Origin of the sequence: Nonomuraea rosea (assembly GCF_039539705.1) — a bacterium.
Classification (GTDB): domain Bacteria; phylum Actinomycetota; class Actinomycetes; order Streptosporangiales; family Streptosporangiaceae; genus Nonomuraea; species Nonomuraea rosea.
In genome coordinates, this window is the sequence record NZ_BAABDQ010000031.1 from 52,902 (window position 1) to 67,414 (window position 14,513).

Annotated in this window: 11 protein-coding genes; 1 reads left to right on the forward strand and 10 read right to left on the reverse strand. The window is 72.4% G+C overall.

Going from position 1 to position 14,513, the window contains the following annotated elements:
- Positions 1-51: 51 nt before the first annotated feature.
- From ABEA43_RS46890 to ABEA43_RS46905, 4 genes are read right to left on the reverse strand one after another with little or no spacing between them, the layout of a single operon-like run.
- Positions 52-3,300 (reverse strand): 2Fe-2S iron-sulfur cluster-binding protein, encoded by a 3,249-nt coding sequence (locus ABEA43_RS46890; RefSeq protein WP_345572567.1) that lies wholly within the window; start codon positions 3,298-3,300, stop codon positions 52-54.
- Positions 3,297-3,560 (reverse strand): sarcosine oxidase subunit delta, encoded by a 264-nt coding sequence (locus ABEA43_RS46895; RefSeq protein WP_345572568.1) that lies wholly within the window; start codon positions 3,558-3,560, stop codon positions 3,297-3,299. Before ABEA43_RS46895 ends, ABEA43_RS46890 begins: the two co-directional genes overlap by 4 nt.
- Positions 3,560-4,762, reverse strand: a complete 1,203-nt coding sequence (locus tag ABEA43_RS46900) for a sarcosine oxidase subunit beta family protein (RefSeq protein ID WP_345572569.1) — start codon at positions 4,760-4,762, stop codon at positions 3,560-3,562. Before ABEA43_RS46900 ends, ABEA43_RS46895 begins: the two co-directional genes overlap by 1 nt.
- Positions 4,759-7,200 (reverse strand): GcvT family protein, encoded by a 2,442-nt coding sequence (locus ABEA43_RS46905; protein ID WP_345572570.1) that lies wholly within the window; start codon positions 7,198-7,200, stop codon positions 4,759-4,761. The genes ABEA43_RS46900 and ABEA43_RS46905 overlap by 4 nt, the downstream gene beginning before the upstream one ends.
- 174 nt (positions 7,201-7,374) lie before the next feature.
- On the opposite strand from ABEA43_RS46905, the gene ABEA43_RS46910 reads away from it, so the two are divergent.
- Entirely contained in the window at positions 7,375-8,361 is a 987-nt protein-coding gene (locus ABEA43_RS46910; RefSeq protein WP_345572571.1) for a helix-turn-helix domain-containing protein, read from the forward strand.
- A gap of 10 nt (positions 8,362-8,371) precedes the next feature.
- On the opposite strand, the gene ABEA43_RS46915 is transcribed toward ABEA43_RS46910, so the two are convergent.
- Genes ABEA43_RS46915 through ABEA43_RS46940 form a run of 6 tightly spaced genes read right to left on the reverse strand, consistent with a single transcriptional unit; the run spans position 8,372 to position 14,513 of the window.
- On the reverse strand, positions 8,372-9,130 hold the full coding sequence (locus ABEA43_RS46915) for an SDR family NAD(P)-dependent oxidoreductase (protein ID WP_345572572.1): 759 nt from the start codon (positions 9,128-9,130) through the stop codon (positions 8,372-8,374).
- A 2-nt stretch (positions 9,131-9,132) separates the two neighbouring features.
- Complete coding sequence (locus tag ABEA43_RS46920; RefSeq protein WP_345572573.1) at positions 9,133-11,409, reverse strand: tetratricopeptide repeat protein; 2,277 nt, start codon at positions 11,407-11,409, stop codon at positions 9,133-9,135.
- A 19-nt stretch (positions 11,410-11,428) separates the two neighbouring features.
- The gene (locus ABEA43_RS46925) at positions 11,429-12,184 is read right to left on the reverse strand and encodes an SCO6745 family protein (RefSeq protein WP_345572574.1); all 756 of its coding nucleotides are present in this window, start codon (positions 12,182-12,184) and stop codon (positions 11,429-11,431) included.
- A 48-nt stretch (positions 12,185-12,232) separates the two neighbouring features.
- The gene (dapF, locus tag ABEA43_RS46930) at positions 12,233-13,045 is read right to left on the reverse strand and encodes a diaminopimelate epimerase (RefSeq protein ID WP_345572575.1); all 813 of its coding nucleotides are present in this window, start codon (positions 13,043-13,045) and stop codon (positions 12,233-12,235) included.
- A 9-nt stretch (positions 13,046-13,054) separates the two neighbouring features.
- Positions 13,055-13,960 carry a tRNA (adenosine(37)-N6)-dimethylallyltransferase MiaA gene (gene miaA, locus ABEA43_RS46935; protein WP_345572576.1) on the reverse strand — a complete coding sequence of 302 codons (906 nt, stop codon included), beginning with the start codon at positions 13,958-13,960 and terminating at the stop codon, positions 13,055-13,057.
- Positions 13,961-13,973: 13 nt separating this feature from the next.
- A complete protein-coding gene (locus ABEA43_RS46940; protein WP_345572577.1) occupies positions 13,974-14,513 on the reverse strand; it encodes a methylated-DNA--[protein]-cysteine S-methyltransferase in 540 nt (179 codons plus the stop codon).

The following is a 14,513-nucleotide window of genomic DNA, read 5'->3' on the forward strand; positions in this document are numbered from 1 at the left end:
GGCCTCGATTGCCAAGCAAAGTTTAGGTCTAGTAAGTGCCCATAAATGGTCTTATAACGCCTTGATCGCGTCGATCAGCCACTCTGCCAGGTATTTCGTGAACGAAGACCTGACGTAGATCCGGTAGGCGTCGCCGTCCCGCCGCTCCAGCAGCACCGCGGTCCTGCCCAGCAGCGTCTGGGCGTGACCGGGGAAGACCGACGGGTGCAGGTCGATGGGACAGCCGGTGATCAGGACGTCGAGGGCGGAGGAGCCGGAGAGCTCCAGGATCGTCCGCTGCCCCGACACGTCCACCCAGCCGGGCCCGGGATCCTGGTGACCGGCCACGAGCCACCAGTCCGGGCCCAGCCGCAGGCCCGCGCCCGGATCCGTGCCCCGGACCTCCCACATGGGCACGAACGGCACCTCCCGCAGGCGCGCGTCCGGGCTGCTCACGGCCTCGAAGCGGGCGGCGAAGGCGGCGGCGGGGCTCTCCGCCCGGCAGTCGCCCCGATACGGCTCGGGCGCGGCCGTCAGGGGGTCGCCGTCGCGGCGGGCGTTGTCAGGGTCGTAGAGGACGGGGTCCACGACGGTCACGGCATGCCTGGCGCCTCCTGCCACCGCCGTCAGCCGGTCGCCGGGCGCGACGTTCCTGGCCAGGGCGAGGCTGAACGGGCGGCCGAGCGCGGCGCTGACGTAGCTGCTGGTCACGTGGCCGAGCATGGACGCCCCGTCGGACGACGCGACCAGCTGGGCCCCTTCCTCGACGAACGCGGCCGGGTCGTCGGCCAGCAGGCCGATCAGGCGCTTGCGATCCGCTCTGGCGGTGTCCTGGCGGGCATGGGAGCGCTTGCCGACGAAGTCCGGCTTGCGCTTGGAGACGATCCACGCCATGCCGAGGTCCTGCGGGGTGACCGTCCCGTCCGTCTCCTGGCCGACGATCGCGAACCCCTTCTCGGCGCGCAGCACGTGCATGGTCTCGGTCCCGTACGGCACCGCGCCGAGGCCCAGGACCGTCTCCCACAGCGCCCTGCCGTACCGCCACGGCACGTTCACCTCGTAGGCCAGCTCGCCCGAGAAGCTGATCCTGAACACCCGGCCCTCGACGCCGAGCACGTCCGTGGCCGCGTACCGCATGAACGCCAGATCCACCGCCTCCGGCGCGACGACGGCGATGACCTCCCGCGCGCGCGGCCCGGCGACGGCGACCGTCGCCCAGTGGTCGGTGACCGACGTGAACGACACGTCCAGCTCCGGCCACTCCGTCTGCCGCCACTCCTCCAGCCAGTCGAGCACCGCGGCGGCGTTGCCCGTGGTCGTGGTCATCAGGAAGTGGTCGTCGGCGAGCCTGGTCGTGGTGCCGTCGTCGAACACCATCCCGTCCGCCGTGCACATCAGGCCGTAGCGGCAGGCGCCGACGGCCAGGGTGGAGTACATGTTCGTGTAGATCCGGTCCAGGAACCCGCCCGCGTCCGCGCCCCGGATGTCGACCTTGCCGAGCGTGGAGGCGTCCATGGCCGCGACGGCGGTGCGCGCCGCCCGGCACTCGCGCAGCACGGCGGCCTCCATGGGCTCGCCGTCCACGGGGAAGTACCAGGGCCGCTTCCACTGGCCGACGTCCTCGAACACGGCCCCGCGCGCCACGTGGGCGTCGTGCATGGCGGTGGTCCTGACCGGGTCGGACAGCGCGCCGCGGTCGCGTCCCGCCAGCGTGGCGAACGACACCGGCACGTACGGCGGCCGGAACGTCGTGGTGCCGATCCGGCCGGGCCCGGCGCCGAGCAAGGTGGACATGACGCCCACGACGACCGCGCCCGAGGTCTTGCCCTGGTCGGCCCCGGTGCCCGCGGTGGTGTAGCGCTTGACGTGCTCCACCGAGCGCATCCCGGTCCCCGTCGCCCTGGCCAGGTCGGCCACGGTCACGTCCCGGTGCAGGTCCGCGAACGCCGGCTCCCCCGTGCCGGGGCCTTCGACGAGCCAGAGTGCGGCAGGCGGCCGCTGCGGACGTTCATCGCAATCCGGCACCCGCAACCCGTCCGGTCCGCTGTCCGGCACCCGCACCTCGTCCGGTCCGGTGTCCGGCATCCGCACCTCGTCCGGTCCGGTGTCCGGCATCCGCGCCCCGTCCGGCCCGTCCGGCCCGTCCGCGACGGCATGCTCCGGCGAGCCGTCCGGCCGGGCGGAGGCCGCCGCCGCGCCGGCGGCGTAGCCGTCCGCGATGGCCTCGCGGGTGCCGTACAGGCCGCGGCAAGCCCCTGCCGACCGCTCGTTCTGCGCCGACGTGCCCGGCACGAACGCGCTCAGCTCCGCGTCGAACCGCACCCGCCCCTGCGACTGGCTGAACAGCTCCACCGCCGGGTTCCAGCCGCCCGCGACGGCCAGCAGGTCGGCCTCGATGAGCCGGTCGCCGACCAGCACCCCGGTGAGCACCCCGTCCGCGTCGCCCACGGTCCCGGTCACCACCTGACCGGCCAGCACCTCGGCGTCGCCAGCCGTAAGCCCCTCGGGGCGCGGGTCCACGACGGCGGCCACGGACACCCCCGCCGCCGCGAGCTCCGCCGCCGCCTCGTAGCCCGAGTCCGCGCACGCGAACACCACCGCCCGCCGCCCCGGCCGCACGCCGTACCGGTTGGCGTAGGCCCGCGCGGCCGAGGCCAGCATGACGCCGGGCCGGTCGTTGCCGGGGAAGGCGAGCGAGCGCTCGTGCGCCCCCGTCGCCAGCACCACCCGGCCCGCCCTGATGTGCCACAGCCGCTCGCCCCCGGCCCGGCGCTCCACCGCCACCACGTAGTCGTGGTCGTAGTAGCCGGTCGCCGTGGTCCTGGTGAGCACCCGCGCGGGCAGTTCCAGCGACCGCACCCACTCCAGCGCGGGCGCGCCGTCCAGCAGAATCTTGCTGTTCAGCAGGTCGCCGCCCAGCGCGGGCTGGTCGTCCACGAGGATCACCCGCGCCCCCGACCGCCCGGCCGCGACCGTGGCGGCCAGCCCGGCGGGGCCGCCGCCGATCACCAGCACGTCGCAGTGCAGGTAGCCCTTGTCGCAGCGCCGGTCGTCGGCCGCCTCGGGATCCACCCGGCCCTTGCCCCGCAGGCTCCACGCCTCCAGCCCGTCGTACAGCTCCACGGTGGTGGCCGCCAGCATCGGGTCCGCGCCCACGCGCACCAGCGCGTTCGGCTCCTCGGGGCCCGCGGTGAAGACGCCGCGCGGGCGCCCGAGCTCGACGCTGCGGCCCACCACCCGCACGCCGTTGCGCAGCAGCGCGGCGGCCAGCGTGTCACCCGGCTCGCCCTGGAGCGGACGGCCGTCGAACGTGAACCTCATAAGGCCCCTTCCGATCTCATGGGCCTGATCTCGTGGGTGACGGTGTGCCGCTCGACGGAGAACCAGGTCCGGCAGCCGTGCACGTGGAACCAGCGCTCGCGGAACCAGCCCTTGGGGTTGTCGCGCAGGAAGACGTACCCGGCCCACTCCTCGTCGGAGAGGTCCGCGGGGGCGGCGGGATAGGCGATCCCGGCCTGGCCGCCGTAGTGGAACTCGTTCTCGTCGCGGGGCCCGCAGTGCGCGCACGGGATCAGCAGCATCAGTGCGCCACCGCCGCCGCGCCGTGCTCGTCGATGAGCGCCCCCGTGGTGAACCTGTCCAGCGCGAACGGCTCCGCCAGCGGATGCGGCGTCCCTTCGGCGATCGTGTGGGCGTACACCCAGCCGGAGCCCGGCGTCGCCTTGAAGCCGCCGGTCCCCCAGCCCGCGTTGATGTAGAGGTTCCCGACCGGCGTGGTGCCGATGATGGGCGACGCGTCGGGGCAGACGTCCACGATGCCGGCCCAGGTGCGCAGCACGCGGACCCGGCTGAAGATCGGGAACAGCTCCAGCGCCGCCGCCATCTGCGCCTCGATGACGTGGACGCCGCCGCGCTGCCCGTAGGAGTTGTACGCGTCGATGCCCGCCCCCATGACCAGCTCCCCCTTGTGCGCCTGGCTCACGTACACGTGGACGGCGTTCGACATGACCACGCAGTCGAGCACCGGCTCCAGCAGCTCCGACACCAGGGCCTGGAGCGGGTGCGACTGCAGCGGCAGCCGGAGCCCGGCCCGCTCGGCCAGCACCGACGTGTGCCCGGCCGCGGCCAGCGCCACCTTGCCCGCCGCGATCCGGCCCAGCGAGGTCTCCACGGCCGTCACCCGCCCGCCCGTGAGCTCGAACCCGGTGACCTCGCAGCCCTGGATGAGATCGACGCCGTACGCGTCCGCCCCTCGGGCCAGGGCCCACGCCACGTGGTCGTGCTTGGCGATGCCGCCGCGCCGCTGCAGGGTGGCGCCCATGACCGGGTACCGGGCCCGGTCGGAGACGTTGATGACCGGGCAGAGCTTCTTGACCTCGTCCGCGTCGAGCCATTCCGCGTCCACGCCGTTGAGCCGGTTCGCGTTGACCCGCCTGCGGCCCTCGCGCACGTCGCCCAGGTTGTGGGCCAGGTTGAGCACGCCGCGCTGGCTGAACTGCAGGTCGTAGTCCAGCTCTTCGCTGAGCCCCTCCCACAGTCTCAGCGAATGCTCGTAGATCGCGGCGCTCTCGTCCCACAGGTAGTTGGAGCGGATGATCGTGGTGTTGCGTGCCATGTTGCCGCCGGCCAGCCAGCCCCGCTCCAGGACGGCGACGTTGCGCAGGCCGTGGTTCTTGGCCAGGTAGTAGGCGGTGGCCAGCCCGTGCCCGCCGCCGCCCACGATGACGACGTCGTAGGACGGCTTCGGGTCGGGGTTGCGCCAGAGGAAGTCGGGGTGGGTCAACGCCTGATCTTCTCCATCCCGGGGTCGAACAGCGGCTCGGCGGCGACCTCCGCGGGCACGCGGCGGCCGAAGTAGGAAATATCGACGTTCGTCCCGGGCGTCGCGAGCTCGATCGGCAGCCAGGCGTACGCGATGGGGCGGCGGATGGTGTGGCCGTAGGCGGCGCTGGTGACGTACCCGACCGTGCGGCCGTCGTGCCGTACCGGCTCCTTGCCCAGCACCACCTCGGTGCTGAGCAGCGGCACCAGCTTGCGGCCGACGTCGGCCGGCGAGGCCGGCAGGGCGTCGCGGCCGACGAAGTCCTTGTCCGCCTTGACGGCGAAGGCCAGCCCCGCCTCGTACGGGTTGTGCTCGGTCGTCATGTCCACGCCCCAGAGCCGGTAGCCCTTCTCCAGCCGCAGGCTGTTGAACGCGGCCCGCCCGCCCGCGGTCGTCACCCCCGGGGACCAGAGCGTGTCCCACAGCTTGAGCCCCATGTCGGCGGTGGTGTAGAGCTCCCAGCCCAGCTCTCCCACGTACGAGACCCGCATCGCGAGCACCGGCACCTGCCCGACATATCCGGATTTGCAGGTGAAGTAGCGGAAGCCTTCGTGCGACAGGTCCAGGTCGGTGAGCCCCTGCACCAGCTCCCTGGCCTGCGGCCCCCACACGCCCACGCAGCAGGTGCCCGGCGTCAGGTCGCTCACCCGCACGCCGCCCGGCGCGTGCCGGGTCAGCCAGTCGAGGTCCAGGTTGCCGTTCGCGCCGATCTGGAACCGGTCCTCCGCCAGCCGCGCCACCGTGAGGTCGGAGCGGATGCCGCCCTTGATGTCGAGCAGCAGCGTGTAGGTGACGGAGCCGGGCTTCTTGTCCACGTTGTTCGTGGTCATCCGCTGCAGGAACGCCGCCGCGCCCGGCCCGCTGACCTCGATCCGCTTGAGCGGGGTCATGTCGTAGAGCGCCACCCGCTCCCTGGTCGCCCAGGACTCGGCGGCGGCGACGGGCGACCAGTAGCGGGCGGCCCACTCGTCCCGCTGGGCGGCGCCGAGGAACTCCTCGACCTCCGGGCCCTGAGCCTCGTCCGCCCTGCGGCGCCGTACCTGCTCCTCCAGCAGCAGCACGTTCGCCTCGAACCAGTGCGGCCGCTCCCACCCCGCCGACTCCAGGAAGAACGCGCCCAGCTCCTTCTGCCGGGAGTGGAACGGGCTCGTCCGCAACGGCCGCGGCGACTCCATCGGCTGCAGCGGGTGGATGATGTCGTAGACCTCGACGAAGTTCTGCCGGCCGCGCTCCTCGACGAAGGCGGGTGCGAGCTGCACGGGCTCGAACCGGCCGAGCTCGCACTCGTGCAGGTCGTACCCGGAGCGCCCGTCCACCAGCACCTCGGCCAGCGCCCGCGCGACCCCGGCCGAGTGCGTCACCCAGACGGCCTCGGCCAGCCAGAACCCGTCCAGGTGCGGCGCCTCGCCGATCAGCGGGAACCCGTCGGGTGTGAAGGAGAAGATCCCGTTGATCCCGTCCTCGTACTTGGACTCGGCCAGAGCGGGCAGCAGCTCGACCGCGTCCCGCCAGGCCGGGTCGAAGTCCTCCTCGGTGAACGCCTGCACCGACGGCATCGTGGTGCCCTTGGGGCCGATCTCCTCCTGGGTGACGGGCATGGGCCTGTGCGCGTACGAGCCGATGCCGATGCGGTCGCCGTGCTGCCTGAAGTAGAGGTCGCGGTCCTGGTGGCGGAGTATGGGGCCGTCCGGCTGGGGCGCCAGGGGGCCCGACTTGGCGTACTGGTGGGCCAGCGGCAGCAGCGGCACCGTCAGCCCGGCGAGCCTGCCGATCGCGGGGCCCCAGAAGCCCGCCGCGCACACCACCACGTCGGCCGGGATCGTCCGGTACTGGCCCGAGGTCAGCACCGCGACGCCGGTGACCCGCCCGCCCTGCTCCTCGATGCCCACCACCGTGTGCCGCGCCAGGAACCTGGCCCCGCGTTCGACGGCCCGCTCCGCCTGCGCCTGGCCGCAGGCGACCGCGGCGGCCAGCCCGTCGCCGGGCACGTGGAACCCGCCGAGCACCTTGTCCTTGTCGAGCAGCGGCCACAGCTCGGCGCAGCGTTCCGTATCGACCAGCCGTCCTTCGACGCCCCACGACTCGGCCCAGCCCTGCTTGCGGTGCAGGTCGGTCCAGCGCTCCGGCGTGGTGGCCACCTCCAGGCCGCCGACCTGCCTGAAGCAGTGCTCGCCGAGCTCTCGGTACTTCCGCACGGTGTAGGCGGCGAACTCGGTCATCGTCTTGGACGGGTTCGTCTCGAAGACCAGGCCGGGGGCGTGTGAGCTGGATCCTCCCGCGGCGAAGAGCGGTCCCTGATCGACCACGGTGACGTCGGTCCACCCGCGCTCGGTGAGCTCGTCGGCGAGCGCGCAGCCCACGATCCCCGCTCCAATGATCACCAGACGGGGCCGACTCATGACGCCTCCGGTTGTTCCCTGATACGCAACACGTACCGGACTACGCAACGACCATAGAGCGCCACGCACCTCCGAACAAGAGCCGCGGATACCGTCCTCGCACCCGTGGTGGACCGCTGGACACGGGCCGCCATACGCTGATCCAGGATCATGGCACGTCAGGGAAGAGGTGACATGGCGCAGCGGCGCTTGCTCGAGGGTCTCGGTGTCACCGTCGCCGAGGAGACGGCCTACCGCGCGCTGCTCAGGCACGGGCCCGCGACGCTCAACGAGCTGGCCACCGAGACCGGCTCGTCGGCCGCCCCCATCCGGCGCATGCTGCCCCGGCTGGAGGATCTCGGGCTGATCTCCCGGGTCGCCGGCCGGCCCCTGCGGCTGGTCGCCACGCCGCCGAACGTCGCCATCGACATCCTCGTCGCGCGCCGCCAGGAGGAGATCACGCACAGCAGGGCCGCCGCCGCGCTGCTGGCCACCGAGGTCGCAGAACGCAGCGGGCCGCATCCCGAGGAGGTGCTGGAGGTGGTGACCGGGCGCGACGCCGTGGCCCGCCGCTATCTCCAGCTCGAACGCAACGCCACCCAGGAGATGCTCGTACTGGTGCATCCGCCGTACGCGGTGGACGTCAGCGACGATCACGAGAATCGTCAGCGGGCGGCCCGCCAGGGAGCGCCCACCCGCGGGATCTACAGCCCGCTGGCGTTCGAGCATCCCGGCATGCTGACCCACACCCGCCGCGCCATCGCGGACGGCGAGCAGGCCAGGCTCGGCCAGGTGCCGGTCAAGCTGGCCGTGGCCGACGCCCGCACCGCCATCCTGCCCCTGGTCTCCGACGACGACAAAGCCGTGGAGAGCGCCCTCGTGGTGCATCCGTCCGCGCTGCTCGACGCGCTGGTGGGCCTGTTCGAGACGCTGTGGCGGGCGGCCGTGCCGCTCCACCTGACGGCCGAGGACACCCTGGAGCCCGAGGTGTGGCCGCAGACCCCCGACACGGAGGTGCTGGCCCTGCTCGCGGCCGGCATGAAGGACGACGCCATCGCCAGGCAGCTCGGCCTCAGCCCGCGCACGGTGCAGCGCCGGGTGCAGGTCCTGTGCGAGCGCCTGGGCGCCAGGACCCGCTTCCACGCGGGCTTCCTCGCCGCCCAGCACGACCTGCTCAAGTGATGCCGGCTGCTCAGGTGAGCAGGACCCCGCCGTCCACCGGAAGCGTCACCCCGGTGATGTACGAGGCCGCGTCCCCGGCCAGGAACACGGCCGCGGCCACCAGCTCCATCGGATCGCCCGGCCGCTTCATCACCACCCTGGACTCCACGACCTGATCCACATAGCCGGGTTTGTACTGCTCGGTCATCTCCGACCGGAAGAACCCGGGCACCAGGCAGTTGACCCTGATGCCGCGCCGCCCGGTCCACTGCTGGGCGAGATCGCGGGTCAGCCCGGTCACCGCCGCCTTGGACGCGCTGTAGGCGGCCTGCGGCAGCCCCGCCGTGGTCGCGCCGAGCACGCTGCCGACGTTGACGATCGACGAGCCCGGCCGCATCACCCGCGCGCACGCCTGCGCCATCCAGTAGGTGCCGTGCAGGTTGACCTCGACGACCTGGCGGAACTCCGCCGGGCTCTCGCGCAGCGCGGGCACGGCGGTGCCGATGCCGGCGTTGTTGATCAGCACGTCGACGCCGCCCATGGCCTCGACGGCCGCGGCCACGAGCGCGTCGCAGTCTTCCGGCCGCGCCACGTCGGTGGGCACGGCCAGGCACCGGCGGCCGGTCTCCTCGACCAGCCGCCGCGTCTCCGCCAGCCGGTCCGCGCGCCGGGCGCCGATCACGACGTCGGCGCCCGCCTCGGCGAAGCCGCGGGCGAAGGCCACGCCCAGCCCCGAGGACGCGCCGGTGACGATGGCCACCTTGCCCTCGATGCCGAAGCGTTCGAGCATGATCAGAGCCCGTATTCCTTGACGATCCGCTCGTGCCGCTCGACCTCGACGTCGATCTCGCGGGCCAGGTCGAGCCAGGCCAGCGGATGCACCCACCGCTCGGTGGCGTCGTCGAGCAGGGCGTCGACCTCGGAGGGCGACACGTCCGGCGGCACCGCGACCCAGCCGAACACACCGGGCAGCGGCTCACCGCTGGTCGGGTGGCTGATGGTGTAGTTTTCGTCGCTGTAGACCCACATCGGCCAGCCGCGCTCGGCCATGACCTCGGTGAACTCCGCCCAGTCCGACTCGCTCGGCGCGGCGCCGTCGAAGAAGTAGCTGGTGTAGCCGCCGGGCCGGAGGATCCGCACCGCCGCGAACGGCGGCACGAAGTTCTGCTGCTCCTCGGGGTCGTCGGGGACCGGCTCAAGCAGCTGCGGGTCGAACACCACCAGGTCGCCGGCGTTGTAGTCCATGCCGCGTGGCTGCGGCAGGGCCAGCCTGGCGGTCGCGGGGCCCGTACGGATCGACAGGACCTGGCGCTGGCCGCCGTCGGGGGCGGGCAGGATGAGCCTGATCAGGCCCATCTCCTCCTCGATCGGGCCTTCCTTGGACTTGATCGGCATGCCGATCTTGGCCGCGCCCTTGCGCACGGTGTCCCAGTCTTCGGCGGAGGTGGCCATGACGACCATGCGCCAGACGTCCTCGTCGGTGAGCTCGTCGAGCACCTCCAGGAGCACCTCGGCGGCCCTGGCGTTCTGGTCGAGCTGCTGGGCGGCGCCCGACAGCAGGCGGCGGGCGTCGACCCCGGCCCCGGCGGCGACGGCGTGCTCGGCCGCCTCCGCCGTCTCCTGCCAGCGCTCACGGGCGCTGTGGAGCCTGGCCAGCGCGAGGTGCTGGGCGTCGTGCGGGAGCAGCGCGGCCATCTGCTCCAGCCGCTCGTCCTGGCGGGCGTCGATGAGCAGCGTGGTCAGGTAGGCCACGTCGTCGGTGTCGGCGGAGGCGATGTCGCCCGAGTCGACCAGCAGCTTCCAGTAGATGTCCGCGCCGGTCGCGGGGTAGCCGAGGAAGCCGAGCGTGGTGGTGTGGCGGCGGGTGGCCTCGACGTCCTGGCCGGACAGCGGCGCCAGCCAGCCGACCCACTTCTCCGGGTCGGCGTTGAAGCCGTCGGCGGCGTCGAAGAGGCCCACGCGCTCCTCCAGCGGGCCGGGCGCCTTGGGCTCGGCGGCGGCGTCGGCGGCGGCGCGCAGGGCGACGACGCGCTCGCTCACGTCACCGCTCTCGCGCAGCTCGGCGGCGCCGGACTCGGCCACGTCGGCGAGCAGCCTGGCCTGCCACACGCCCTGCCTGCCGATGGCCAGGTCGCCCGCGATCAGCGCGAGCTCGACGCGGGCGTGGTAGCCGCCCATCATGCCGAAGTAGTCCATCCACTGGCGCAGCACCCGGCCGAGCTGCCAGGTGTTGGTGATCTGGGAGGAGCCGGCCAGCTTGCTGACCGCGCGGGACCACTCGACGAACACCCGGGGGTGCTCGCCGACCACGTCGAGGTCGGGCAGCGCGTCCACGGCCTCGGCGATGCGGCCGAGCGTGGCCAGGATCAGGGCCCTGCGCACGCCGTCGCGGTGCTCCTTGGCCACCGGGTCGTCAGCCTGGAACCCGGCCGCGGCCTGCAGCGCGTCGAGCGCGTCCGCGGCGCGGTCGGCGGCCAGCAGCGCGCGGGCGTTCTCCGCGCCCAGCTCCCAGCTCGCCTCGCGCCCCGCCGTACGCAGCCGCTCGATCGCGGACTCGGCGTAGGTCACGGCCTCGCCGGGCTTGCCCGCGTCGATGAGCGCCGCGACGTATTGGGTCACGAGCCCGGTGAAGGCCGGCCGCTCGGGGCTCATGCCCTCGATGTGGGCGCCCAGCGTCTCCAGGCGGTCACCCGCGTAGCCGGGGCCGTCGGTGTTGGCCCACGCGATGGCCAGCGCCTCGACGGCGGCCGGCGTCGCCGGGCACTCGCGGACGTCTTCGCGCTCGGCGAACGTCAGCAGCTGCCGGGCGTCGTCGATCGAGACCGCGCCCTGTGCCCGGTCGCCGATGCGGCCGATCAGGTGCCAGTAGCGGGCGTAGAACTCGATCCACGGCAGCTCCAGGGTCTCGGCCTGCTGTGCGATGGCCGGGGCCATGACGTCGAGCTGCGGGTATCGGCCCTCGTAAGCCTGTGCAGGGAGGTCTCCCAGCGCCATGGCGAGGCCGACGTTGCCCGCCTCGGAAAGCTGCTGCTGGGTTTCGCCGACCCAGGCCCAGATGTCCACGTCCATGGGCAGTCAGTCTGCCAGGTCAAAGAGCGTGCCCAAAACGCAGAAGCTCGATGAGCTCGTCCGATTCGTGCTCGTTGAGGACCGAAAATGCCGGTGTCATCAGATCGTCCGTCGCCTCTTCCACGGCCGCCCGCCGGGCCACGACGCCGGGCTCGGGCTGGGTGTAGGGCTCGGGCCAGGTGAAGAACTTCGCGATCATCTCTCCGTCCGCCGTCCCGAACGGGGTCGCGTCGTGGCTGGTCGCGAGCGTGGCCTCCAGCGGGTGCAGACCGGCCGCGATCACGGCGTTGGCGTGCAGCCCGCCGCGCAGCTCGCGTACGACGTGCAGGAGCTGGGCGGCCCGCGCGGGCGGATCGCCGGCCAGCGGGACCGCCCGCCAGCCCGCGAACAGCGGGGCGCCGACCGGCGACGCCTGTTCGACGACCGGCTGGAGCAGCTCGGCGAGCCTGGCGCAGCCGTCGTAGCCGCCCAGCTTGCGCCTGCCCCAGGCCTGGCACACCTCGGCGTACAGCTCGACGGCCCGCTCGGCGGGCAGCTTCCTGCCGCCGTTCCAGCTCTCCTCGACGTGCTGCGCGGGGAAGAAGACGGCGACCGAGGTGACCACGTCGGCGTCGCACTCGCCGAGCACCCCGCAGCGGCCTCTGAAGTAGAACTCACGGGCGCCGAGGCCGTACTCCGCGCAGACGGCCTTGGCCTCTCTGGAGATCATGAAGCCTCCGCCGAACTGACCGATCGGCGCCTTGACCTGTACGGCGGTGGTGCGTGGGTCAGCCATGTCCACCCCTCGGTTCGTGGAATGGACTCAGCATCCCTCAGGAGAACATCATTCTGCAAGCATCAGCTCGCCGCTGGCCACGATGGCCGCGGGGCCGGAAAGATAGCTCGTCTCGGCGTCGAGGATGACGGTCAGCGTGCCGCCCGGCACCTCGATCGTCCAGGTGCCGGTGGTGTCGCCCGACAGGTGGGCGGCGGCGACGGCCGTGGCCACCGCGCCGGTGCCGCAGGAGCGGGTCTCGCCGGAGCCGCGCTCGAAGACGCGCATGACCGCGCGGCTGACGCCGACCGGGTTGAACAGCTCGATGTTCACGCCGGTGGGAAAGATGCCGGTGTCGAAGCCGGGCTGGTGGTTGAGGTCGAGCTGGACGACGGGGTCGCCGATCGCGCAGGCCAGGTGCGGGTTGCCCATGTCGACGCGGATCCCGGTGTACTCCTGGCCGCCGACGGTGGCCACGCTCTCACCATCCACGACGGGCTTGCCCATGTCGGCGGTGATGTCGCCGTTCGGCTCCACCCGGATCGTGCGCAGGCCGCCCCTGGTGGCCAGCGCGAACTCCGAGGCCTCCGTCAGCCCGGCGTCGATCAGGTAGCGGGCGAAGACGCGCACGCCGTTGCCGCACATCTCGGCCACGCTGCCGTCGGCGTTGCGATAGTCCATGAACCATTCGGCCGTGGCCGCGAGGTGCGCCACCTCGTGGCTTTCCTTGGTGCGAGCCACCCGGAGCACGCCGTCGGCGCCGATCCCCGCTCTCCTGTCACAGATCTTGGCGACCAGAGCGGCGGATAGCGCCGTCTCGTCCTCCAGATCAGGCAAGATGACGAAATCGTTCTCGGTGCCGTGCCCCTTGAGAAAGCGCATTGTAGGAGTTTATGCGGAAGGCTGTCCGGTGATTCGCGCGAGGGATGTCTCAAGCAGGTCCGGAGCGTCGTAGGGCAGCCAGCACACCCGCGGATCGCGGCGGAACCACGACTCCTGGCGGCGGGCGAAGCGCCTGGTCGTCCGTACGGTCTCCTCGATCGCCTGCTCCTCGCTCCACTCCCCCTCCAGGAAGCGGATGACCTGGGCGTATCCGAGCGCCCTGCTCGCCGTGCGTCCGTCGGCCAGCCCGTGCCCGAGCAGCGCGCGTACCTCGTCGACCAGGCCCGCCGCCCACATGCGCTCGACCCTGACCGCGATCCGCCGGTCCAGCTCGGGCCTGGGCACGTCGAGGCCGATCTGGACGCTGGGGTAGACGGCGTCGTAGGACGGCATGGTGGCCGAGAACGGGCGGCCCGAGTGCTCGATCACCTCCAGGGCGCGCACGATGCGGCGGCCGTTGCTCGGCAGGATGGCCGCCGCGGCGGCCGGATCCTGCTCGCGCAGGCGCTCGTAGAGCGGGGCGGACCCGCGCTCGGCCAGCTCCGCCTCCAGCCTGGCCCTGATCTCCGGATCGGTGCCGGGGAACTCCAGCTCGTCGATGGCCGCCCGCACGTACAGGCCGCTGCCGCCGACCAGCACCGGCACCTCGACGGCGTCGATGACGGCCCTGGCCAGCCGCTGGTACTCGGCCACGCTGGCGGTGACCGTGACGTCCCAGACGTCCAGCAGGTGGTGCGGCACGCCGCGCTGCTCGGCAGGGGTCAGTTTGGCCGTGCCGATGTCCATGCCGCGGTAGAGCTGCATGGAGTCGGCGTTGACGCATTCACCCCCCAGGCGGAGGGCGAGATCGACGGCGAGATCGGATTTTCCGGCCGCCGTGGGACCCACGACGGCGATCACTGGCTGCTGGCGCACACCGACAAGTTTGCTAGAGATCGAGGAGCGTCGGCTGCAGGTACCCCTCGTGGGTGAGCAGCCAGCGCTTGGTCTCGACGCCCTCGCCGCCGCTGAACCCGCCCAGGCCCTTGCCCGCCGCGATCACCCGATGGCAGGGCACGATGATCGGGATCGGGTTGGAGCCCATGATCGAGCCGATCCCGCGCGCGGGCACGCTGGAGCCGCTGCGGGCGGCCAGCTCGCCGTAGGTGACGGCGGTGCCGTACGGGACCTCGTGGAGGGTCTTGAGCACCGTCAGCCGCGAGCCGGACATGAGCCGCCAGTCCACGGGCGTCTCGAAGGTCTTCAGCTCGCCGGCGAAATAAGCCTTGAGCTCCGCGACCGCGAAGGCCGTACGATCCGCATCATGGACTTCAGCCAGCCCGAGCCGATCGGCCAGCCGCCCCGGGGCACCCCAGCCCGACGCGACCAGCCCGGCCTCGGTGACGGCCAGCACGAACGGGCCGACCGGCGTCGGCACCTCGGCGTACGCGACCGTGCCAGCTACGGCGGCGATATCTGCGGTGGCCAT

What these genes read in the sequence shown, in the direction of transcription:
- ABEA43_RS46890 (WP_345572567.1), bottom strand. Translation starts at nt 3,300, where the DNA reads ATGAGGTTCACGTTCGACGGCCGTCCGCTCCAGGGCGAGCCGGGTGAC.
- ABEA43_RS46895 (WP_345572568.1), bottom strand. Translation starts at nt 3,560, where the DNA reads ATGCTGCTGATCCCGTGCGCGCACTGCGGGCCCCGCGACGAGAACGAG.
- ABEA43_RS46905 (WP_345572570.1), bottom strand. Translation starts at nt 7,200, where the DNA reads ATGAGTCGGCCCCGTCTGGTGATCATTGGAGCGGGGATCGTGGGCTGC.
- ABEA43_RS46910 (WP_345572571.1), top strand. Translation starts at nt 7,375, where the DNA reads ATGGCGCAGCGGCGCTTGCTCGAGGGTCTCGGTGTCACCGTCGCCGAG.
- ABEA43_RS46915 (WP_345572572.1), bottom strand. Translation starts at nt 9,130, where the DNA reads ATGCTCGAACGCTTCGGCATCGAGGGCAAGGTGGCCATCGTCACCGGC.
- ABEA43_RS46920 (WP_345572573.1), bottom strand. Translation starts at nt 11,409, where the DNA reads ATGGACGTGGACATCTGGGCCTGGGTCGGCGAAACCCAGCAGCAGCTT.
- ABEA43_RS46925 (WP_345572574.1), bottom strand. Translation starts at nt 12,184, where the DNA reads ATGGCTGACCCACGCACCACCGCCGTACAGGTCAAGGCGCCGATCGGT.
- dapF (WP_345572575.1), bottom strand. Translation starts at nt 13,045, where the DNA reads ATGCGCTTTCTCAAGGGGCACGGCACCGAGAACGATTTCGTCATCTTG.
- ABEA43_RS46940 (WP_345572577.1), bottom strand. Translation starts at nt 14,513, where the DNA reads ATGGCCACCGCAGATATCGCCGCCGTAGCTGGCACGGTCGCGTACGCC.